The organism is Streptomyces sp. GbtcB7, assembly GCF_019091445.1.
Lineage (GTDB): Bacteria > Actinomycetota > Actinomycetes > Streptomycetales > Streptomycetaceae > Streptomyces > Streptomyces mirabilis.
In genome coordinates, this window is sequence record NZ_JAGXJM010000018.1 from 17,109 (window position 1) to 36,465 (window position 19,357).

At 68.7% G+C, this 19,357-nt stretch carries 19 protein-coding genes; 5 read left to right on the forward strand and 14 right to left on the reverse strand.

All coding sequences use genetic code 11. From position 1 onward, the window contains the following. Window positions 1-15 precede the first annotated feature (15 nt). The 3 genes from KVT44_RS27510 to KVT44_RS27520 form a co-directional block, all read right to left on the reverse strand. Window positions 16-666 carry a hypothetical protein gene (locus tag KVT44_RS27510; protein WP_217569406.1) on the reverse strand — a complete coding sequence of 217 codons (651 nt, stop codon included), beginning with the start codon at window positions 664-666 and terminating at the stop codon, window positions 16-18. 56 nt (window positions 667-722) lie between these two features. Beyond that, a complete protein-coding gene (locus KVT44_RS27515) occupies window positions 723-2,312 on the reverse strand; it encodes an ISL3 family transposase (RefSeq protein ID WP_217569408.1) in 1,590 nt (529 codons plus the stop codon). Window positions 2,313-2,551: 239 nt separating this feature from the next. Further along, window positions 2,552-2,983 carry a GtrA family protein gene (locus KVT44_RS27520; RefSeq protein WP_054237246.1) on the reverse strand — a complete coding sequence of 144 codons (432 nt, stop codon included), beginning with the start codon at window positions 2,981-2,983 and terminating at the stop codon, window positions 2,552-2,554. 212 nt (window positions 2,984-3,195) lie between these two features. On the opposite strand from KVT44_RS27520, the gene KVT44_RS27525 reads away from it, so the two are divergent. The 4 genes from KVT44_RS27525 (at window position 3,196) to KVT44_RS27540 (ending at window position 6,535) form a co-directional block, all read left to right on the forward strand. After that, window positions 3,196-4,632 (forward strand): molybdopterin-dependent oxidoreductase, encoded by a 1,437-nt coding sequence (locus KVT44_RS27525; RefSeq protein WP_217569410.1) that lies wholly within the window; start codon window positions 3,196-3,198, stop codon window positions 4,630-4,632. Window positions 4,633-4,634: 2 nt separating this feature from the next. Next, a complete protein-coding gene (locus KVT44_RS27530) occupies window positions 4,635-5,138 on the forward strand; it encodes a hypothetical protein (RefSeq protein ID WP_217569676.1) in 504 nt (167 codons plus the stop codon). Continuing rightward, complete coding sequence (locus KVT44_RS27535) at window positions 5,135-5,806, forward strand: class I SAM-dependent methyltransferase (protein WP_217569412.1); 672 nt, start codon at window positions 5,135-5,137, stop codon at window positions 5,804-5,806. Before KVT44_RS27530 ends, KVT44_RS27535 begins: the two co-directional genes overlap by 4 nt. Before the next feature lie 207 nt (window positions 5,807-6,013). Further along, the gene (locus KVT44_RS27540; RefSeq protein ID WP_364563549.1) at window positions 6,014-6,535 is read left to right on the forward strand and encodes a glycoside hydrolase family 15 protein; all 522 of its coding nucleotides are present in this window, start codon (window positions 6,014-6,016) and stop codon (window positions 6,533-6,535) included. Here KVT44_RS27540 and KVT44_RS27545 read toward each other — a convergent pair. The 5 genes from KVT44_RS27545 to KVT44_RS27565 all read right to left on the reverse strand — a co-directional run bounded on the left by KVT44_RS27545 (window position 6,515) and on the right by KVT44_RS27565 (window position 11,714). Then, window positions 6,515-7,351 (reverse strand): urease accessory protein UreD, encoded by an 837-nt coding sequence (locus KVT44_RS27545; RefSeq protein ID WP_217569416.1) that lies wholly within the window; start codon window positions 7,349-7,351, stop codon window positions 6,515-6,517. The genes KVT44_RS27540 and KVT44_RS27545 overlap by 21 nt on opposite strands. Window positions 7,352-7,375: 24 nt before the next feature. Then, on the reverse strand, window positions 7,376-8,089 hold the full coding sequence (ureG, locus tag KVT44_RS27550) for an urease accessory protein UreG (RefSeq protein WP_217569418.1): 714 nt from the start codon (window positions 8,087-8,089) through the stop codon (window positions 7,376-7,378). A 46-nt stretch (window positions 8,090-8,135) separates the two neighbouring features. Beyond that, complete coding sequence (locus KVT44_RS27555) at window positions 8,136-8,810, reverse strand: urease accessory protein UreF (protein ID WP_217569420.1); 675 nt, start codon at window positions 8,808-8,810, stop codon at window positions 8,136-8,138. Between the two features lie 95 nt (window positions 8,811-8,905). Further along, window positions 8,906-10,879: an urease subunit alpha gene (gene ureC, locus KVT44_RS27560; protein ID WP_308314128.1), complete on the reverse strand. Its 1,974-nt coding sequence runs from the start codon at window positions 10,877-10,879 to the stop codon at window positions 8,906-8,908. Beyond that, complete coding sequence (locus tag KVT44_RS27565) at window positions 10,872-11,714, reverse strand: urease subunit gamma (protein WP_254649961.1); 843 nt, start codon at window positions 11,712-11,714, stop codon at window positions 10,872-10,874. Before KVT44_RS27565 ends, ureC begins: the two co-directional genes overlap by 8 nt. Before the next feature lie 617 nt (window positions 11,715-12,331). Here KVT44_RS27565 and KVT44_RS27570 point away from each other — a divergent pair. Next, on the forward strand, window positions 12,332-13,426 hold the full coding sequence (locus KVT44_RS27570; protein ID WP_217569424.1) for a hypothetical protein: 1,095 nt from the start codon (window positions 12,332-12,334) through the stop codon (window positions 13,424-13,426). 111 nt (window positions 13,427-13,537) lie between these two features. On the opposite strand, the gene KVT44_RS27575 is transcribed toward KVT44_RS27570, so the two are convergent. The 6 genes from KVT44_RS27575 to KVT44_RS27600 form a co-directional block, all read right to left on the reverse strand. Next, window positions 13,538-13,684: a hypothetical protein gene (locus KVT44_RS27575; RefSeq protein ID WP_217569426.1), complete on the reverse strand. Its 147-nt coding sequence runs from the start codon at window positions 13,682-13,684 to the stop codon at window positions 13,538-13,540. Between the two features lie 41 nt (window positions 13,685-13,725). Next, window positions 13,726-15,027, reverse strand: a complete 1,302-nt coding sequence (locus KVT44_RS27580) for a hypothetical protein (RefSeq protein ID WP_217569428.1) — start codon at window positions 15,025-15,027, stop codon at window positions 13,726-13,728. 29 nt (window positions 15,028-15,056) lie between these two features. Continuing rightward, window positions 15,057-15,896, reverse strand: coding sequence for a hypothetical protein (locus KVT44_RS27585; protein ID WP_217569430.1), 840 nt, complete (start codon window positions 15,894-15,896; stop codon window positions 15,057-15,059). Then, window positions 15,893-16,366, reverse strand: coding sequence for a hypothetical protein (locus KVT44_RS27590; protein WP_217569432.1), 474 nt, complete (start codon window positions 16,364-16,366; stop codon window positions 15,893-15,895). The genes KVT44_RS27585 and KVT44_RS27590 overlap by 4 nt, the downstream gene beginning before the upstream one ends. Before the next feature lie 45 nt (window positions 16,367-16,411). Then, window positions 16,412-17,623: a chromosome condensation regulator RCC1 gene (locus tag KVT44_RS27595; RefSeq protein WP_217569434.1), complete on the reverse strand. Its 1,212-nt coding sequence runs from the start codon at window positions 17,621-17,623 to the stop codon at window positions 16,412-16,414. A 134-nt stretch (window positions 17,624-17,757) separates the two neighbouring features. Beyond that, window positions 17,758-18,849: a sialidase gene (locus tag KVT44_RS27600; protein WP_308314129.1), complete on the reverse strand. Its 1,092-nt coding sequence runs from the start codon at window positions 18,847-18,849 to the stop codon at window positions 17,758-17,760. Between the last annotated feature and the right edge of the window lie 508 nt (window positions 18,850-19,357).

The following is a 19,357-nucleotide window of genomic DNA, read 5'->3' on the forward strand; positions in this document are numbered from 1 at the left end:
AGATTTCGTGATCGGTTACGGTGCGTGTTGGCCACTGGTACCCGGCAGTGGTGCACTGATGGCCAGATCTTCGTCGAGTCTGGCTGCCAGGTCCTCGGCGAGAGTCGGAACATGGCGAGTGGCCCACTGCTTGGTCAGAGAGAGAAAGCCTTGCAGTCCCTCCTGCACGGAATGCAGGATCCCCGGTAGGTCACCCACCACGATCTCGATGGGCTGCCCGGAAGGAGTTTCTTGAGCGTCTACGCTGTCCGGCCACAGCTGCACGACCTCGTCGGCATGCTCAAGTCTTGGTGAAGGGTCATGGCCGAGCCACAGGGTCTCTCCGTCTGCGACATCGAGCCACTCGCGCCAGTCCTCCAGCCCACAACAACATCCTGGCTGGACGGTGACGTTGGTACGGGTGTCGTGGACGCGCAGCCCTCCTGGTGCGATGACTCTGTCTGTCTCCAGCAGGCGGCGAATCGCCTCGCTGGCGTCCATCAAAGGGCGATCGTCGTCACCTGTCCGCGAGTTGTAGTCAGCCAGCATGGCCAGCGCGCTGCCGACTTCGAGCGGGGACATACTGCTCGACAGAGCCATGAACTGGTACGGAGGCAGGTCAGCCACCGGCCAGAAAGAGAAGTCAACGGTGTCTGGGGTTTCCAGGACGGCATTCACGATCAACACCGCGTCATTCTCGCCTGGGGCGGTTCAGCCCGCTTCGCAATTTCTCCCGGGGCTCATCACGCCAAGAGAACGCGCTTCCGGAGGAGGTTGAAGCCGGCGCGGCCGAACATCTGGCGCTTGAGCATCTTGATGCGGTTGACGTGCCCTTCTACGACTCCCGAGCTCCAGGGCAGGGTGAGGCCGGCGACGACGGCGTCACGGTCGCGGTCGATGCCCGCGGCGAGGGTGTGGAGACCGGGCAGGTCATCTTGGCGGACGGCATTGAGCCACTCGGGCAGCCGTTGGCCCTGTCGCGCGGTGAGGATCTGAGCGAACGAACGGACGTGTCTGGTGAGGGCTTCCAGTTCGGGGCAGTGGGCCAAGACGGCCTTCATCCGGAGCTGTTCGCCCTCGGAGAGGGACTCGGGATGCCGGAGGATCCAGCCGGCAACCGTGCGGGGTGAGGGCGGGGGTGCGGTGACCGGGTCGGCTGAGAGGCGCTTGGTGCGGAAGTAGGCGCGAACTCGCTGGTAGCTGCCGGTGTAGCCGAGTGGCACGATCTCCTCCCATGCCTTCCAGGCGTTGGTGCAGCCCTGGTTCCAGCGGTCGTCCAGGTAGGGCCTGTACTCGTCGAGAACGGAGGGGCGGCCCTGCCACTGGCCGTGAAAGAGGTCCTCCGGGGCAGTGGCGTCGGCCAGGAGTTTGACCGTGCGGTAGGTCATGCCGAGCTGGCGTTGGATCGCGCGGCGGCTGTGGCCGGCGGCCAGCAAAGCGTGGACAGCGGCGTGGTTGGCCCGGGTTCTGTCGGCGAACCGGTGGCCTGTCGGCCACGGTGAGCCAGTAGGGTCGGCCGGTTCTTCCGGTTCCTTGACCTGCCGGGGCGGCTCGGGCGCAGTGCCACGCAGGCACTTCCGATGGTCGGCAACACACCGTTCAGCGGCTTCGCTGAGGTTGTGCCATAGGTGCCAGCGGTCCGCGACTTGCACCGCTTGAGGTGCCCCAGCGGTGGCGCCTTCGGCAAAGAACGGGGCTCGGTCCCGGCAGACGACCTCGATCCCTGGCCTCTCGGCCAGCCAGGCGGCCAGGCTCGATGCCTCCCGGTCCGGCAGCAGGTCAACCGGCCGTCGCGTCTCGACGTCGACCAGCACCGTGCCGTAGTGCCGCCCTTTGCGCGTCGCGTACTCATCGACGCCGACCACCCTCGGGGCTGGCAGATCCGGTTCGGGCAGCGCCTCGACGAGCCGCAGCACCGTACTGCGGCTGACGGACACTCCAAAGACGCCAGCCATCCGAGCTCCCGCCCGGCCGGCCAGGGCGAGGCCGACCGCCGCCAGCGTCGAACGCAGACGCTCGGTCCACCGGCCGTACCTCCGGGTCAATCCCGGCACCTGCTCAACGAACGTCCGTCGCCCGCACGAAGCGACCGGGCAGGCGAAGCGGCGGACCCGCAGACAGAGCACCACCCGGCGCCCCGCGCTGGGAACATCCGCAGGAAACCGCATGTAGGAGCTATGAACCCGGATCGACCAGTTCCCGCAGCCTGAACACGCCGAACCGGTCGTTGTGCTGCGGGCCTCGACTCGTATCGTCTCGTTGCTCACGTCCACCGACACGTCCGCGATTGACGGGAACAGCAACTCGTCCAGCCGGAGGACCACTTCTTCCACGGTCCCGAACTGTCAGGTACCTGAGGTCACCACTGATCATTTTCGGGCGACTTTCAGGAGCCCATCACGACCACGGACCGTGACTCAGCGTGCGCAGGTCACGGAACTTGAGCCAGAACCAAAACTCAGCGATATCACTCTCCGACAACACCGGCTGGTGTCGCCGCCCATCGACAACCGGTGTCTGGACTCACTGATAAAACCACCTGACGGTGTGGCGGGCACGTATGTGTGAGGACTCAGCGGCGGTGGCCTCCGCCGATGACCAGTCGCAGCAGGGTAAAGCGCACCACGGTCACCAGGGCGAAGCTGGGTACCAGCACCAGGGTCTCGCGTGCAGGTGAGGCGGTGGGCCGGTAGTGGCGGAAGAGCAGGACTGCTCCGGATGTGACCAGGTATGCAAGGACGAACAGGACGCCTGCCACCAGGTGTGCCCGGACGGCACGGACTGGAGAGCCGCGGAAGGTCAACCGCCGGTTCGCCTCGGTGTTGAGGACGGTGACGACGCCGAGCGAGGCGAGATTGGCCACGAGAGGAGGCGACCAGTGGCGCAGCCCCCAGTACAGCAGGGCCTGACCGGCTGTGGAGGCGACGCCGATCACGGCGAACCAGCCGGCCTGTCTGGTCAGGGTGGCGTGGCCGGGCCGGTCGGAGGCGCTGGGGCGTCGCACCTTTTCATCATGACCCGGGGCACGGGGGATCTGGGGGACTGCCTGAAGCAGTTGTTCGACCGTTCGGCTGGTGGCAGACACCCGCTTGCACCTCAGGCCCGGTCAGCCGGCCTGGTGTGTGTCAGCTTGTGAATGTCTTGTCCGTCAGGCACGGGGCCAGGCATGGAACCGCCCCGTCGTTGGGGCCGCTCAGCGACTGGAGGCGAGGGCCGATGGAAAGTGGCGGACGGCCGTCGGGGCCGGCACCGTCCGGTGGGTGGCGACGCAGGAGATCGGAAGAGAAGTCGGCGCCGAAGCGACTGAAGCGCGTACGTGGAGCTGTGGCTGCCGCCGCGGCTGCGGGCCGTGCTCGGACTCGTGCAACGGCACAGCGTGTCGGGCAGCTGCCCCCGCCACCGGGTCCGTTCCGGCCCGGATTCTGGCGCAGCCCGATCCGCGGGCCCTGGCTGACCTCGGTGTTCGGCCTGGTCCTCCTGGTAGGTATTCCGCTGCTGTTCGTCACCGGGCTACTCTCCTACGCCTCCTACAACCCAGGGCTGAGCCCCCTCAATGACGAGACACCCGACAAGGGCGTACTGGGTTTCTATCTCTTCAGCTGGCCTACCCACCCGTACTGGCTGTACCGGCTGCTCCAGGGCGTGCACGTGACGCTGGGTGTGGTTCTGGTGCCGGTGCTGCTGGCCAAGTTGTGGTCGGTGATCCCGAAGCTGTTCGAATGGCTGCCGGTGCGCTCCGTCGCCCACGGACTCGAGCGGCTGTCCCTGCTGCTGCTGGTCGGCGGCGTCATCTTCGAATTCGTCACCGGGATCATCAACATCCAGCTCTACTACGTCTTCCCGGGCTCGTTCTACCGCCTGCACTTCTACGGCGCCTGGGTGTTCATCGCCGCCTTCATCGTCCACGTGTGCCTCAAACTCGCCCGGATGACACGGGCCCTGCGCTCGCGCAGCCTGAGTACCGAACTGCGCACCGACCTCGCCCACACCGTGCCCGAACCACCCGACCCCGACGGCCTGGTGGCAGCCGCCCCCGCCCCGCCGACGATGACCCGCCGCGGCGCGGTGGGCATGGTGGGAGCGGGCTCGCTCCTCCTCCTCGCCATGACCGCCGGACAGAGCATCGGCGGCTGGATGCGCGCCACCGCGCTCCTCGCACCGCACAACCGCGACCCCGGCAGTGGCCCGAACGCCTTCCAGATCAACAAGACGGCGGCGAAAGTGGGCGTCACCCCCGCACTCGTCGGCCCCACCTGGCGACTGGAGGTCCACGGGCGCGGAGCGCCACAGGTCTTCACCCGCGAGCAGCTCCTGGCCATGCCGCAGCATGCCGCCGCACTCCCGATCGCCTGCGTGGAGGGATGGTCCACCGACGACCAGCACTGGAGCGGTCTCCGGCTGGCCGACCTCGCCGCCATGGCCGGTATGCCCGATGCAGGAAGCGTCTTGGTCCAGTCGATTCAACCCCCCGGCCCCTTCACCAGGGTGGTGCTGCGGGGCAACCAGATCCACGACCCCCGAGCGCTGCTCGCCCTGCGCGTCAACGGCGCACATCTCTCGCTCGACCACGGATACCCGGCCCGCATCATCGTCCCGGCCAACCCCGGCGTGAACAACACCAAGTGGGTCCACCGGCTCACCTTCAGGGCGTGACCATGGCACGATTCGTCCACTGGTACGGCTCCGGCCCCCTGCACCTTCTCGTCCTGATCGCCTCGTTCGCCCTCACCGGCTACGCCATGGTGCGCCTGTTCGCGGTCCAGCCTTGGGAGGTGGCGATCTGGTTCGTGGGGGCGGCGATCCTGCACGACCTGATCCTGCTGCCCCTGTACTCGCTGGCCGACCTGTCGGCCCTCTACGTACTCCGTCACCGCGCCGCCGACAGCCCGACGGTGCCATGGATCAACTATCTTCGCGTCCCCACCTTCCTGTCAGGTCTGCTCCTGCTGGTCTGGTTCCCCCTTATCTTCCGCCTCGCGGTCCCCTACCCCGGAGACACCGGGCTGTCCGACAGCGTCTACCTCGGCCGATGGCTGGCGATCACCGGTGTGCTTTTCGGTGCCTCGGCGCTGGCCTTCGCACTCAGACTGCGCCGTGTCCTCCTGGCCGCCCGCGCCGACGGGGAACGCCCACCGCCCGATCGTGATGGCCCCCCGTGACGACCGAGGAGAACAGACCCGAACGCCGGGACCCCTACGCACTGGCCCTGCGGACCGGCGGGCCGGTGTACCTACGGCTGACGGACGGACGGTGGACCTGGTTGCCGGTGCACCGCTGGTACGCACAGCCCACCAGGGCCGACGAAACCCTGCTGGAGCGCTGCGCCGGCCCCGTTCTGGACGTCGGCTGCGGACCGGGCCGGCTGTGCAGGGCACTCCTGCACCAGAGCATCTTCGCCGTCGGTATCGACGTTGCCCCGCGGGCGGTCGCCCGCACCATCGCTCTCGGTGGGACGGCACTGTGCCGGTCGGTGTTCGCCCCCCTTCCTGGTGAGGGAGCCTGGCAAACGCTCCTGCTGGCCGACGGGAACATCGGTATCGGCGGCGACCCCCGGGCCCTGCTCCGACGGTGTACACAGCTCATCGCACCAACGGGTGTCCTGCTCGTCGAAGTCGAGCAGATCGACGTGGCAGAGCGCTGTACCGCATGGGTGGAAGACACCCATGGCCATCGGGGTCCACCGTTTCCCTGGGCACGTCTGGGCGCTCCGGCGCTCCGCCGCATCGCGCCAGAACTCGGCCTCGGCGTCACCGACGAGTGGCGGAGCGATCACCGGAGCTTCCTTGCGCTCAGCCCTCGGTGCACTGCCCGGGGGCGTCCCAGCTGATGGGGGATCGGCGATCCGGTTGCGAGGACATCGGTCGGGCTCCGGTGACTAGCGCGCAGGTGGCCTCGCCGGATCGTGGCACTCCGTCATGACAACAGCGGCGGCGGGAGGTGCGGCCCGCCGGTGGTGCCGCTCGAGTGAGGTCAGTTCGCTGCGCAGGGAGGCTGTGATGGATCACCGACCGGCACCTGATGTGGGCCTGCCCCGATGGCAACGGCTCGGACCGTCCTGGCCGAGTCCGGGGCAGACGGGCCGCGGTCGGTGAGCGCGCGACCGATCGGTGACCATGCCCTGCTGTCCGACTGCCGCTCGGCCGCGGGCTTCCTGCCTCCGCACGACCCGCGCGTCCTGTCGACCGTGCTGGCCATCGCCTCCCACCTCACCGACCGCAACGGCCTGGTCCGCCGCTACCTCGGCGACGAGATCGAGGAAGCGGAAGGAGCCTTCCTGCTGTGCACCTTCTGGCTCGCCCACGCTCTCGCCCTGACCGGTCATGTCGTCCAAGCACGAAAGGTGTTCCAGACCGCCCTCGCACACGCCCAGAACGCCGTCATCCATCGTTGGTGGGACTTCAGGTCGTGGCCGGGTGTTCCGTTGGCTTCTGGCCCACCGAAGCGCGGGATTACGGCGACGGGGAGAACGTTCGCGGCCTCAGACTTCATTGTGCCGAGTTTCTCTCGATTGGAAGGGTATGTACTCAACGCGATTTCAGCTCTGAGACGGTCCTGAGGCCGCGAGCGAGCAGGTGAGTGCTCGTCGCAGTGCCTCGTCGAGGAGGTGTCGTAGCTGGGTTGCGGTGTCGGCCACCGCGGTGGCGAGGAGTGCTGGGCCGGCCAGGGGGGCCAGCACTCCGTGGGCGGGGGTGTCGGGGTGGCCGAGGAGGACCGGTGGGTGGGCTGCCGGGGTGAGGGACGGGTCGACGATGAGGAGTTGGCCGCACGCGCGGTGCGAGCCAACGACGGCGGGGCCGTCCCAGGCGGGGTGGGGGTCGCCGTAGGCGGTGTGCTGGTCGAGAAGGGGGCGGCCTGAGCGGAGCAGGGTGAGGCGGGTGGTCAGGTTGCCGCTGGTCTCGCCGGTGCGGCCGAGGATCTGTTCGTCCCTCAGGACGAGGCGTGCGGTGGGGGCGAGGGTGACGGTGCAGGTCTGGCGGAGGTTGCTGCCGGCGGTGCTGATCAGGGGCTGCGGCAGCCAGTTCAGGGTGGCGTCGTCGCCGACGGTCAGGCGGATGTCGTAGGTGGCGGGGTCGTCGGTGGGGCCGCGCAGCGCGATGGTGGAGGCGGCTGAGGTGATCTGGAGGCGGGCGTGCGGGCCGGCGTCGGCATGGAGGGCGAGCCGGTCTCCGCCGAGGGGGCCGCTCATGGCGCCGATGACGTCGACACGGGCCAGGCCGCCACGCGGGCGGAGCCTTTGGAGGTGGAAGGGGCCGTCGCTGCTGAGTAGCGGAAGGGTGGTGGTACGGCCGTTGTGGCCGGCCCGCACCCGGGCGGTTGCCACCACGTTGTATGCGTCCGGAAGGGGCGTGAGGTCTTGGGCGAGGGTGCTCATGTCTCCTGCCGGGTCCGAGCGGGGTCAGTGCGTGGCGACGGCGGGTTCGGGCCGTGTGGTCTCCTGGCGCCAGGCGGTGAGTCGTTCCAGTGCCCAGTCGGCGATGGGCCGGACGCCGTCGTCGCCGGTGAGGGACGTGAAGACGACGGGGAGGTCGCCGCGCCGCTGGGCCGCGTCGCAGGCCATGGCGTTGAGGTCGGCTCCGACGTATGGTGCGAGGTCGGTTTTGTTGACGACGAGGAGGTCGGCGGTGGTGATGCCGGGTCCGCCCTTGCGGGGGATGTCGTCGCCGCTGGAGACGTCGATGACGAAGATCTGCGTGTCGACGAGGCCTTTGGAGAAGGTGGCGGTGAGGTTGTCGCCGCCGGACTCGACGAGGATCAGGTCCAGGGGGCCGAGGCGGTCCTCAAGCTCTTCTACGGCCTCCAGGTTGGCGGAGATGTCGTCGCGGATCGCTGTGTGCGGGCAGGCTCCGGTCTCCACGGCGGTGATCCGCTCGGGGGGCAGGACGGCCTCGCGGAGCAGGAAGTCGGCGTCCTCGCGGGTGTAGATGTCGTTGGTGACGACGGCGAGCGCATACCGCTCGCGCAGGGTGCGGCAGAGGGCGGCGACGGTAGCGGTCTTGCCGGAGCCGACCGGACCGCCGAGGCCGATCCTGAGGGCGCGTCGGGTGCCGTCAGGGCGGTGGACGTCGGCGGAGACGGCGCCGGGGCCGTCGTGCGTGTGGTCGAGGTGCACGGGCGTGAGCTCCTTCGGGTGTGTGCGGAGAGTCCGGGTTTTTCGGTCAGGAGGCGAACAGACGCATCGGCCAGGCGGCGTGCTGTTCGGCGGTGATGTCGAGCAGTGGCGACGCCGCGGCCGGCAGGATGCCGACCCCCTCCTCGGCGACGCGAGCGGCGGCGTCGGCGGCCCGGCGGGCGACGGTGTCGACGTCGTCGCCAAGACGGGCCAGGACCGCGGTGGCGTCGAACGGGTCGAGGCCGAGCAGCCGCACGGCCGCGGTGGCGGGGGTTCCGATGCTGTCGAAGGCCGCGGCGTGTGCCGCGTCCAACGCGGTGAGGCCGGCCGCGTGTGCGGCGATACCGAGCACGACGGGCTGGTGGGCGCCGCCCGGCAGATCGCGTGCAAGCCGCTCCAGTGCCTCGCACGGCCAGGCTGCGCGGGCCGCCCGCAGCATCTGCCGGCCCAGCTTGCGGGCCGTGGCCCGCAAGGCCGGGGCGGGTGTACGGGCGTCGGCGGCCTCCTCCAGGACGAGCGGGTCGCATCCGGCGGCGGCCGCGGCTGCCAGTGCGGCGGCGGTGAGGCCCGCGGTGTGCAGGCGGCCACGGCAGAACGCGTAGAGGGTGGCGGGATCGTGGACGGCGCGGGCGGCGACGGCGGCCTCGACGCCGCCGGAATGCGCATGGCCTCCTGCCGGGAAACGGCCGTCGGCGAGGACGAGGAGAGCAGTACGGCTCATGGACGGGCGGCCATGCCTTTCGAGGGTGCGGCGGGAAAGTCGGGGCGGGTGATGTCCGGCTTGCTGGGCCGGCCGCCCCGTGGTCCGCTACACGGTCAGAAGATGAAGTAGCGCTGGGCCATGGGCAGTTCCGACGCGTAGTGCGTGGGGGCGGGCCGCTGTGGGCAGAGCTCCTCGTCGGCCTGCGCCTGTTCCTCCTTCTGCCGGCGCAGTTCGGTGATGCAGGTGTCCTCGATGAACACCTCGTAGGTGTTCGGGTCGACCTGGATGTCGGGGGTGGCGTCGTTGAGGACCATGTGCCGTTTGAACACCTGGCGGGTGTCCTTGATCTCGTACAGGGACTTGCTGATGCCAAGTCCCTGCGCGGTGACCGTGGCCTGGGGGCTGACGAAGTTGACCGAGTTGACGCCTGGCGCGTTTCCTTTGGCACCCCACATCGGGCGGGGCAGGACGGGCTGCGGCGTGGGGATGGATGCGTTGGCGTCGCCGACCTGGGCGTAGGCGATCTGCCCGCCCTTGAGGACGAGGTGCGGCTTCACCCCGAAGAACTTGGGCTCCCACAGCACCAGGTCCGCCAGTTTGCCGGTTTCCACGGAGCCGATCAGGCCGTCCGCGCCGTGGGCGATGGCCGGGTTGATCGTGTACTTGGCGACGTAACGGCGGGCGCGGAAGTTGTCCGCCTCTTTGCGCTGCTGTTCCTGCTGATCGGCGGTGCCTTCGCGCAACTGGCCGTAGCGGGTCTTCATCACGTGGGCGGTCTGCCAGGTCCGCATGATCATCTCGCCGATGCGGCCCATGGCCTGCGCGTCGGACGACATGATCGAGATGGCGCCCATGTCGTGCAGCAGATCCTCGGCCGCCATCGTCGAAGGTCGTACCCGGGAGTCGGCGAAGGCCCGGTCGGCGGGCAGCTCCGGGTTGAGGTGGTGACAGACCATCATCATGTCGATGTGCTCCTTGACGGTGTTGACCGTCAGAGGGCGCGTCGGGTTGGTGGAGGCGGGCAGAACGTTCTCCTCCCCGCACAGAGTGATCATGTCGGGGGCGTGGCCGCCGCCGGCGCCCTCGATGTGGAAGATGTGCAGGGGACGGCCCTGGAAAGCGGCCTTGGTGCACTCCACGAAGCCCGCCTCGTTCAGCGAGTCCGCATGCAGGGCGAGCTGCACGTTGTTGGAGAGGGGGACGACCGTCCGGTCGTCGTCCCCTGGGTTGTTCCTGCCCTCGCACACCTTCAGACAGGTGTCGATGACCGCGGGGGTGGCGCCCCAGTCCTCGTGGATCTTGAAGCCGATCACGCCGGCCTTCACCTGGCCGAGCATCGACTCGCGGGACATGGTGCTGCCCTTGCCCAGCACCCCGATGTTCACAGGGAACTCATCCAGCGCCTTGAAGAGCCGTTCGACGTGCCACTTGCCCGGGGTGACGGTGGTCGCGGTGGATCCCTCGGCCGGTCCGGTGCCACCGCCGATCAGGGTCGTCACACCGGACGCGAGGGCCTCGCCGATCTGTTCCGGGCAGATGAAATGGACGTGGGTGTCGACCCCGCCCGCGGTCAGGATGCGGCCCTTGCCTGAGATCACCTCGGTGTCCGGGCCGATCACGAAATCCGTCGGGCCGTCCGTCCGGCCCTCGTGGATCTTGTCCATGGTCTCCGGGTTGTACGCCTTGCCGAGGGCTCTGATCTCCCCGTCCCGGATCGCGACGTCCGCCTTGACCACGCCCCAGTGATCCAGGATCACCACGCCGGTGATCACCGTGTCCGCAGGACTGGCCTCGACGTCATCGCGTGGCGCCGCCGACTGGCCCATCGACTCACGGATCACCTTGCCGCCGCCGAAGACCATCTCGTGCCCGCTCCTGCTCGCCAGCAGGCTGACCTTGCTCTCGTTCTCGGGCGCAGGATCTGGCGGAGGGTCTGCCAGATCCTTGGTGAGACCGCCTGACCAGTCGTCGGTGATCTTGATACGCAGCGCGGTGTCCGCCAGCCGGATCTCGTCCCCGGTCGTCGGGCCGAACAGGTCTACGTAGTCCTCGCGCGCGGTCGTCCTGGTGTTCTTCCGCTCAGCCACGGTCATCAGCTCCCGCATCGTTGGAGTCGTCCGGGGCGTGGTCCTGCAGTTCCCCACCGACCAGCCCGCGCAGCCCCAGCACCTTCCGCTCGCCCTCGATGCGCACCAACTCCACCGTGCGCCGATCACCCGGCTCGAACCGTTCGGACGTGCCGGCCGCGACGTTGAGCCGCTTGCCGTACGCCTGCGCCCGGCAGAACTTGAGGCCTTCGTTGGCCTCATAGAAGTGGTAGTGCGACCCGACCTGCACCGGGCGGTCGGTCGGGTTGTGCACCTCGATCTCGGTGACGTCCAACCCCGGGTTCAAAGGCACTGACTCGTCGACGAAGTCGACTTTGCCGGGGTGGAGTTCGATCTCCTCGCGCGGCTCGTCGAACGGGTCGTGGATCGTCACCAGCTTCGTGCCGTCCGGGAACGTCGTCTCGACCTGGACGTTGTCGATCATCTCCGGAACACCGGCCATGACGTCGTCCCGTGTCAGAACCCCCCGCCCCGAGTCCATGATCTCGCCAACGCTCCGGCCGATCCGCGCCTGGTCGTAGACGTAGGCAGTGAGCAGCGCCACCGCCTCCGGGTAGTTCAGCCTGATTCCTTGTTCTCTGCGCTGCCGCGCCACGCCGGCCGCCACATGGACCAACAGGCGCTCCTGCTCATGGGGAGTGAAATGCATGGTGCCCTTCTGCTCCAGAGACCAACGTCTGCCGACGGCGCGGCACGCCGGGCCACCCAAGCCGGACGTCCGGGCCACACTGCGCCACAGCCGATCGTCCTGGCTCCGGCTGACGGTCGACGCGAAAGTTCCGCTTTCAATTCGGACGGGCGGCGGGGCGAACATGTCGGCGAGGGAGTAAGGAATAGGACTTCAGGCTGCGAATCGGCAACTTCCGGACAACAGGGTCCGCTGCCCTCAAGGGGCGTAACGCGCGAACGTTTCTGCGCCGAGGCAGTGGGCCTCACGGCCTGGAGGCGCACTTGCGGCCGGACTGGAGCCGCCCCATTCGTTGATCACATACCGTCCCTTTCCTGCCAATGCCCGTTCAGGAACCGGCACGCACGCAGACGTGTGGTGCCGGCAGTGGCCGGTTCCCGAGTGCACGCCCCGGGCAGACATCCGCGCGCTCACGCCCCTTGAGCAGCTACACCGGCGCCCAGTGCGGCGGACACGGCCGCCGACACCAAAGAGCGTGTTCTCACTGCTGGATTCCCCCCACGGGAATGGCGCGGCCCCGCTGCCCCGGATATCCGGAGGCCGGCCGCGCTCTTTGTACGGCTGCTGTGAGCATCACGCAACACATCGGGCTCTAGCGCCTGCCCCCGACACGGGAGCAAGGGGGTTTACGGAACCGGCCGAGACCGCGCCTTTGACCGCGAGCGCCACGTCGGCGTGCCGCACCCCTGAGTACGCCAGGCGGCCCGTATCAGGGCCGCACCCAGGAAGGAAGCGAAGATTCAATGCCGCAGGACGTGGAGTTCTCCGTTCCGTTCCCTTTCCAGGTCAACCCGAACCTGGCTGCCGTACGCGAACGCAACCTGCAGTGGGCGCGAACCCTGGGCGCCATCAGCAGCAGTGAGGCAGCCGATCGGTATCTGTTCTCCCAGGTCACCGATCTCGCCGCCTACTACTACCCGGACGCCGACGCCGACGACCTCGCTCTGGCCTACGACCTGATGACATGGTTCTTCCAGCTCGACGACAAGTTCACCGTCCCCGCCGGGCAGCACCCCACGGCCGCGGCGGCCGACTGCCAGGAAATGATCCGCCACACCATCGGATCCCCCAGCAGCCACGGCCAGGATGATTCACCGCTCGTCGCCGCTTTCGCTGACGTCTGGGCTCGGATGGCCAGCGGAATGTCACCGCTGTGGCGCGCCAGGACAGCCGAGGCCCTCCTGGAATACCTGTGGGGGAACCTCACCGAGGTCGCCGACGCCCGCTGCGGCACGGTCCTGGGCCCCGGGGCGATGATGGAACTGCACCGCAGCACAGTCGGGGTGCGGATCTCCCTCGCCATGGGCGAGCGCGTCGGACACTTCGAAGTACCCGCTCTCGCCTGGTCCAGCAGCCACCTCGAACAGATGCGCCTCATCACCACCGACCACACCATCTTCGTCAACGAGGTCGTCTCCCTGGAGAAAGAGGAGGCCGCCGGCGAGGCCAACCTCATCCTCACTCTCATGGACCATCACGACCTCACCAGGACCCAGGCGATCGACAAGCTCGTGAAGAAGGCCGACACCGCGGTGATGCGGTTCCTCGACCACGAGCGGCAGATCCCACAGCTGTGCGAGAGGCTGTCCCTCTCCCTGGTGCAGAGCGCCGCGGTCCGGCAGTACGCGGCTTTGATGAGCGCGTTGATCCGCGGCAACTACGACTGGTCCCGAACCGCCGGACGCTACTCGCCCGAAGCCAAACCCCTCACCCCCGTCGCCCAGGGTGACGTGAAGGCCGAAGGAAAGGGAAACGACAGGCCCCGGGGTCTCGGATTCTCCTACGGCCCGACAGGACCGGGAACGGCGAGTATCCGAACGGGTGTTAACTACGGCTAGTACTCCAGCCGGACTGATGCAGATGCTGGCGCCCCGCCGTCGAGTCGTGACAGCGGGGCACCGCCGACATGGCATCGGTCGGTCCAGGGGCGAACCGGGCACCGGCTCCAACTAGGGGGCCACCTCTGTCTTCTTGCCGAAGCGCCACTCGTGGACGACGAAGCGGAAGTCCTTGAGGTCACCCTTCTCGTCGAGGCTCAGGTCGCCGGTCGGGGTGTGGAAGGTGCCCTGGTGGATCTTTTCGGCGACCTTCTCCACGTCGTACGAGCTTCCAGCGGAGGGAGGGAATCCGTTCTGGCTCAGGCGCCGCGGTCGTTTGAACTGGCGGGGGCGTCCGCGCCGTTGGGTGTGGTGTCGCTGGGGCGGTCTGCGCGGCAGCGCTGTTTCTCTGCTGTGGTCATCGGGCCGGTGCGCTGATAGATGCGGTCGGAGAGGAACAGGGAGGGGCCGTCGACCGTGACATGCAGCCGGTACTGCTGGTCGGGGTTGTCGCCGGTGCTCACGAACCAGCCCTCGGTGCGCTGGCGTCCGGCCTGGGCCTCGATCCAGGAGACCTCGCCGGGCTCGATGGTTTCGGTGATCTTCCGGTTCGAGGTGGACGACCAGCGCCAGGCCGTGCCGCGGGTGAACTGCTGGCGCAGGTTGTCCTGGGCGTTGGCGAGCCGGTCGATGCCGGCGCTCTGGCTGAGGCTGTCCAGGGTCTGGTCGCCGTAGGCGACCGGCCGGTCCTGCTTGAGGGTGTTGCGGGTGCAGTTGATGTACGTCTCGCCGACGGTGCGGGCGGTGTCGTAGTAGCGGTAGGAGTACGCCTCCTCGGGCCGGAAGACACACGCCTGCGCTCCCGTCGCGCAATAATCGGCGACCGTCTTCGTGGATGCCGTGTCGTTGCCGATGTAGGCGACGGACTCGGGCAGCCGGTCCTTGGTAACGGACTTGTCCACCGGCGGCGGCACCTGTGTGGCGCGTACCCGGGCGAGCAGCGGGCCGCAGTTCCAGCTGCCGGCGGAGCGGGTGGAGGCGAAGATGATCAGGGGCTCGTGGACGGAGGCCCGGAAGGTGTACTCGCGGCCGAGATGCCAGCCCCGGTCTTTGGGTTCGGTGCGGAACTCCTGGCGTGCGCCGCCCTCTGCCTGCACGGTGAAGGGCTGGCCCTGGGTGAGCTGGTCGCTCGGGCAGTTGCCGGCCGCGCCTCCGAAGCCGTCGTCGAAAGTGACGGTGACCTCGGCACCCGCCCGTACTCCGCGCAGCCGCTGGCTGACGGTGTGATCGTCGGTGTTGCGGTTGCGCAGGAGGATGGCCGGTGCCTTGTCGGGATGGCCGGAGGCGGTGCCGCTGTAGCGGTAGGGGTAGCGGATGGTCCAGCCCTTGACCTGGCTGGTGTCAGTGTCGGCGGTGAACGCCGGCTGGCTGAAGTCGCCGTTGATGACCGCCACCTGAACGGGTCCGGGGGCAGACTCGCCCCGGGCATGGGGGGCCGTGAGACTGCGGGCCGGGAGTGCGGCGGCGGCCGGGAGGGCGGTGCCCAGGGTGCCGAGCACGGTCAGGGCCGCCACGAGCAGGCCCGGGGCGCGGCGGGTCGCGGGGTGTGCTGTCGTTCGCATGATACTCCGGCCTTGTCGTCAGGGGGCGGTCACGGCGTGCTGCCGGAGGGACGCAGCCGGTCGCAGGTGTTGCCCGGCGCGGTGATGGTGGTCGCGATGAACGACGAGGTGTTGACGGTCGACGGGCTGTCCACGGTGACGTTGTGCACGGCCTGGCCCTGGTTGGTGGTAAGGGTGCCCTGGATCCGCTGCATGGCGGCGCTGGCCCCGAAGACGAGCGCATCGCCGGGCTTGACCGTCATCCTGTAGGTCGTGGACTCCGTGTGCTTGGTCGTCCAGGCGCGCTGGTACTGGGCCTTGAACGCCATCTGGAAGGCGGCCTTGGCGGAGAGCGAGCCCCCGATCTTGCCGCTGCCCTGCGCGCCGCCCTTGGCGGTCGTCTCGGACATCGGGCCTTCCTTCATGTTCGGTGTCTTGAAGGTGATACCGCCCTCGCCGCTGACACCCGCGGAGACCTCGCCGCTGACCTGGACCTGCCCTTCGAGGGCGATGCTGCCGGTGATCTCGCCGAGGATGTTGTCCTGGCTTCCGGTCTCCAGGTCCACACGCCGGTCGACATTGATATCGGACTTGGTGCAGTTGATGACGGAGTTCCCGAAGGACTTCACCGCGCTGAAGAACTGCAGAGGAAGGGCCTTCTTGTCGATGGCGAACCGGCAGCCACCACGCTTGGAACGGCAGTACTCCAAAACCGGCCGCAACGACTTCAGCGGACGGCCGTCCTTGCCATAGGCGCGCGCGGTGGGGATGGCCGGCTGAGCAGGGCCGAGTGCGAGACCGCCGTCGGCCGCGGCGGTGGCGGCGGGCAGCACCAGGGCGAGGCAGGCGGAAGTGGCGGCCAGGAGCGTACGGGCAGCGGGCGCGCTCACCGGGACATCACCTCACACAGCTCGGTCAGGTCCCTGGCGTCGGCACCGGAGACGGGCAGGGTGGCGGCGTAGACGTCACAGGAGCCCGCGACGGCGGTTGCGGCGTTGTTCTTCGGCGCGCCCTCGAAGTCGGCCAGTTCGGCTTCGGTGTCGGTGATGCCCTTCTTCTCCTCGGCGCCGTCACCGGCCAGCTTCTGCATGCAGGCGGCCGACTCCGGCCTGCACTCGTCGACCTGGGCCTGGGCCTTGGCGATGTCCTTCTTGGCGTCCTTGGTGCTGTCGTTGACCTCCTGGCGCTCCTTGGCGGTTTCCTTCTGGTCCTTGTCGTTCTCTTCGCACTGAGTGTCGTTCTGCGGGCAGTCCGCTGCCGCCGTGTGGGCGGTCGTGACGACGCTGGCGAGGGGAGCGGGGCCGGCGGCCAGCGCGGCGAGCAGGATCAGAGTGGTTCTGCGGTGACGGTTGGTTCCCACGGGGTATGCGGTGTCCCTTCGGTGCTGTCGGGCCGGTCGGCGGGTTCAGTAGGCGAAGATGACGGGGGTGGTGTTGCCGCCTGCCACGTGGACGACTCCGCTGCCCGGCGGCAGGGCGGTAACGGGCAGGGGGCTGTCCGTCGTGGTCCCGTTGCCGAGCTGGCCCTGGTCGTTGCTGCCCAGGGCGATCACCGACTGGTCTTCCAGGACGGCCAGGGTGTGCTTGTGGCCGGGGCTGATCTCACGTGCTCCGGCGAGGGCGGGTACGAGGTGGGGTGTGGTGCGGTTGGTGGTCGTGTTCTCGCCGAGCTGGCCCTTGTCGTTCCAGCCCCACGCCTTGACCGTGCCGTCGGCCAGCAGGGCGAACGTGTTGTAGGGGCCGGCGAAGATGCGGGCGACGGACGTGAGGTGCTTGACCTCCACCGGCTTGTTGCTGTGGGTGGTGCTGTCAACGCCGAGCTCACCCTCTGTGTTGAGGCCCCAGGCCATCACCTTGTGATCCTTGGTCACGGCCACTGCGTGTCCGTTGCCCGCGTCGATGGCTTCTACATCGCTCAGCCCTTGTACCTGCTGGGGAGTGTTGGCCCGGGTGTTGGTCCCGTTGCCCAGCTGGCCCCAGTCGTTGTAGCCCCAGGTCCACACCGTGCCGTCCTCACGCAGGGCCATGGTGAACTGGCATCCCGCCGCGATCGCCTTGACATGATCCAGACTCTGGACCTCCGCCGGAACGGTCGCGGCGGTCAGCTCCGCTGGATTGGCTCCGGTGGGGAACGGCTGACCGTTGCCGAGCTGCCCGTTGTTGTTCCGGCCCCACGTCCACACCCGCCCGTTGCGCAGCGCGACGCCGTGGTAGCAGCCGGCGTCGACAGCCCGCACGCCGGTCAGGCCGGCGACCGAGCCGGGCACGTTCTGCGTGGCGGTGGCGGTGGTGGTGGTTCCGTTGCCGAGCTGCCCGTACTGGCTGTTGCCCCAGGACTTCACGGTCCCGTTCTTGAGCAGGGCGACGGTGAAGGAGTTGGTGGTGGTGAGCCAGCCTCCGGTACTGATCGATTTGACGTCCTGCCGGGCCAGGCCGAGGACCTGGCCCGGGGTGGTCGCGTTGGTGGTGGAGCCGTTGCCCAGCTGGCCGCTGGCGTTGTGCCCCCAGCTGTAGACCCAGGGGTCGGACGGTCCGGCGGAGGCGGCCGGGGCTGTGCCGAGGGCGGTGACGCCGGCCACCACGAGCGCGGCGAAGGAGGCGAGGGGTGCTGTGCGCATGAGGAACTGCCGATCTGCCGGTGCGGGCGGGAATCCGCAGAGGCAGACCAGGGTCTGCCGCGGAGGAGGCGGGAATTGCTGATGCGGGCAAAAAGGGGCGCCGGTAGGGGCGGTGGTCTCGAGGCGGGACGCGGTCAGTACGCGTAACTGCTGTCGCCGCCGAGCGAGACCGCGACATTCTCGAAACTCCCGCGCACCGCGGTCACCGGGCGGTACCGGGGCTCGTTGGTGCCGTTGCCGAGCTGGCCGTGCCCGTTGTCGCCCCAGGCATCCACCCGGTGGTCGAACAGGGCCAGATCGTGGTCGCGGCCGGCCGCCAGCTTCTGGACACCGGCGAGAGCGTCGACCGGCACGGGGGAATTGCGGTTCGTCCGCGTGACGTTGGGACCGTTGGTCGCGTCATCCTCGAGGAACTGCCCGGAGCCGCCGGCGCCCCAGCCCAGGACGGTGTTGTCGTTGCGGATCGCGAAGTTGTGGTCCGCGCCCGCGACGACCGTGCGCACACCGGTCAGCTGCCGCACCTGCACCGGGGTTCCGCTGTTGGTGTTGGTTCCGTTGCCGAGCTGGCCGTACAGGTTGTCACCCCAGGCATACACCTTCCCGGAGACCGTACGGGCCAGGGCGTGGTGGCAGCCCGCGGCGACCTGCGCCACCTCTTCCGTCAGCCCGGTGACGGGCTGCGGCACGGCATCGGTGGCGAGGTCGGCGTCGCCCTGGCCGCGCTGGCCCTGGCTGCCCCGTCCCCACGCCCACACCGATCCGTCCTGGAGCAGGGCGAGGCTGAAGTCGCAGCCGGCGGCGACCTGCTTGGCGCTGGTGATTTCCTGGACGCGGACCGGGATCGTGGCGTCGTCACCGGTACGGCCGTTGCCGAGCTGCCCGAAGTTGTTGTCGCCCCACGCCAGGACGCGCCCCTGCCGGACGGCCAGCGCATGCCCGCCCCCGGCCGCCACATCGGTGACGCCGGTCAGCCCGGGCACCGTGTCCGGCACCGCCTGATCGGAGCGGCTCCCGTCCCCCAGCTGCCCCAGCGAGTTGTGCCCCCACGCCCGAACCGTGCCGTCCTCCAGCCGGGCGACCGCGAAGACGTTGTCGTCGCCGGAACCGCCGGCCGCGATCTGGGCGGTGTCACCCCGCGCGAGTGAGGTGACAGGGCCGGGAGCCCACCGGTCGGTGCTGGTGCCGTTGCCCAGCTGACCGCTGTTGTTGGCCCCCCAGCTGAACACTTCGGGTCCAGGAGCCGCATGAGTGAAACCGCCGCTCGAAACAAGCACGGTCATGGCGCCGGCAACGAGCAAGGCGGCGCGTGAGGTCCAGCGAGGGGAAGGCATGACCGTACGTCCTCCATGGTGACTGGATGTCAAGGAAACGTAAACTAATTGATCTTGATCCACGCCATCCCCGGGTCCCACTGCAAGATCACACTCGCAGCCCTATTAGTCATCTCTGATGACACCGCTCCCCGAGCGGCCGGCGCAGTCAGGATCCACACCCGACGGTCCCTACCGCAGCGTCCGGTACCGGCGTTGACCAACGACCGCGAGGCAACTCCAACCGGTTGTAGGGCGGGTTTAACTGCCCGCCCTAAACAGTGCTCCCTGCTGCGTTTTCGCAGGGAGCACTGGCAGGGCTTCGGCGTAGTTGGCTGACGTCCGGCGAGGTCGAGGAGCGCGAGGGGTCGGCGGCACCGCACGCGGTGAGGCGGAGACCAGCCGCGATGGTGTTGGCGCCGCT

Excerpts from the sequence above, each read along its gene's own strand:
- KVT44_RS27525 (WP_217569410.1), top strand. The coding sequence starts at position 3,196 with ATGGAAAGTGGCGGACGGCCGTCGGGGCCGGCACCGTCCGGTGGGTGG.
- KVT44_RS27530 (WP_217569676.1), top strand. The coding sequence starts at position 4,635 with ATGGCACGATTCGTCCACTGGTACGGCTCCGGCCCCCTGCACCTTCTC.
- KVT44_RS27540 (WP_364563549.1), top strand. The coding sequence starts at position 6,014 with ATGGCAACGGCTCGGACCGTCCTGGCCGAGTCCGGGGCAGACGGGCCG.
- KVT44_RS27545 (WP_217569416.1), bottom strand. The coding sequence starts at position 7,351 with ATGAGCACCCTCGCCCAAGACCTCACGCCCCTTCCGGACGCATACAAC.
- KVT44_RS27555 (WP_217569420.1), bottom strand. The coding sequence starts at position 8,810 with ATGAGCCGTACTGCTCTCCTCGTCCTCGCCGACGGCCGTTTCCCGGCA.
- KVT44_RS27565 (WP_254649961.1), bottom strand. The coding sequence starts at position 11,714 with ATGTTCGCCCCGCCGCCCGTCCGAATTGAAAGCGGAACTTTCGCGTCG.
- KVT44_RS27570 (WP_217569424.1), top strand. The coding sequence starts at position 12,332 with ATGCCGCAGGACGTGGAGTTCTCCGTTCCGTTCCCTTTCCAGGTCAAC.
- KVT44_RS27580 (WP_217569428.1), bottom strand. The coding sequence starts at position 15,027 with ATGCGAACGACAGCACACCCCGCGACCCGCCGCGCCCCGGGCCTGCTC.
- KVT44_RS27595 (WP_217569434.1), bottom strand. The coding sequence starts at position 17,623 with ATGCGCACAGCACCCCTCGCCTCCTTCGCCGCGCTCGTGGTGGCCGGC.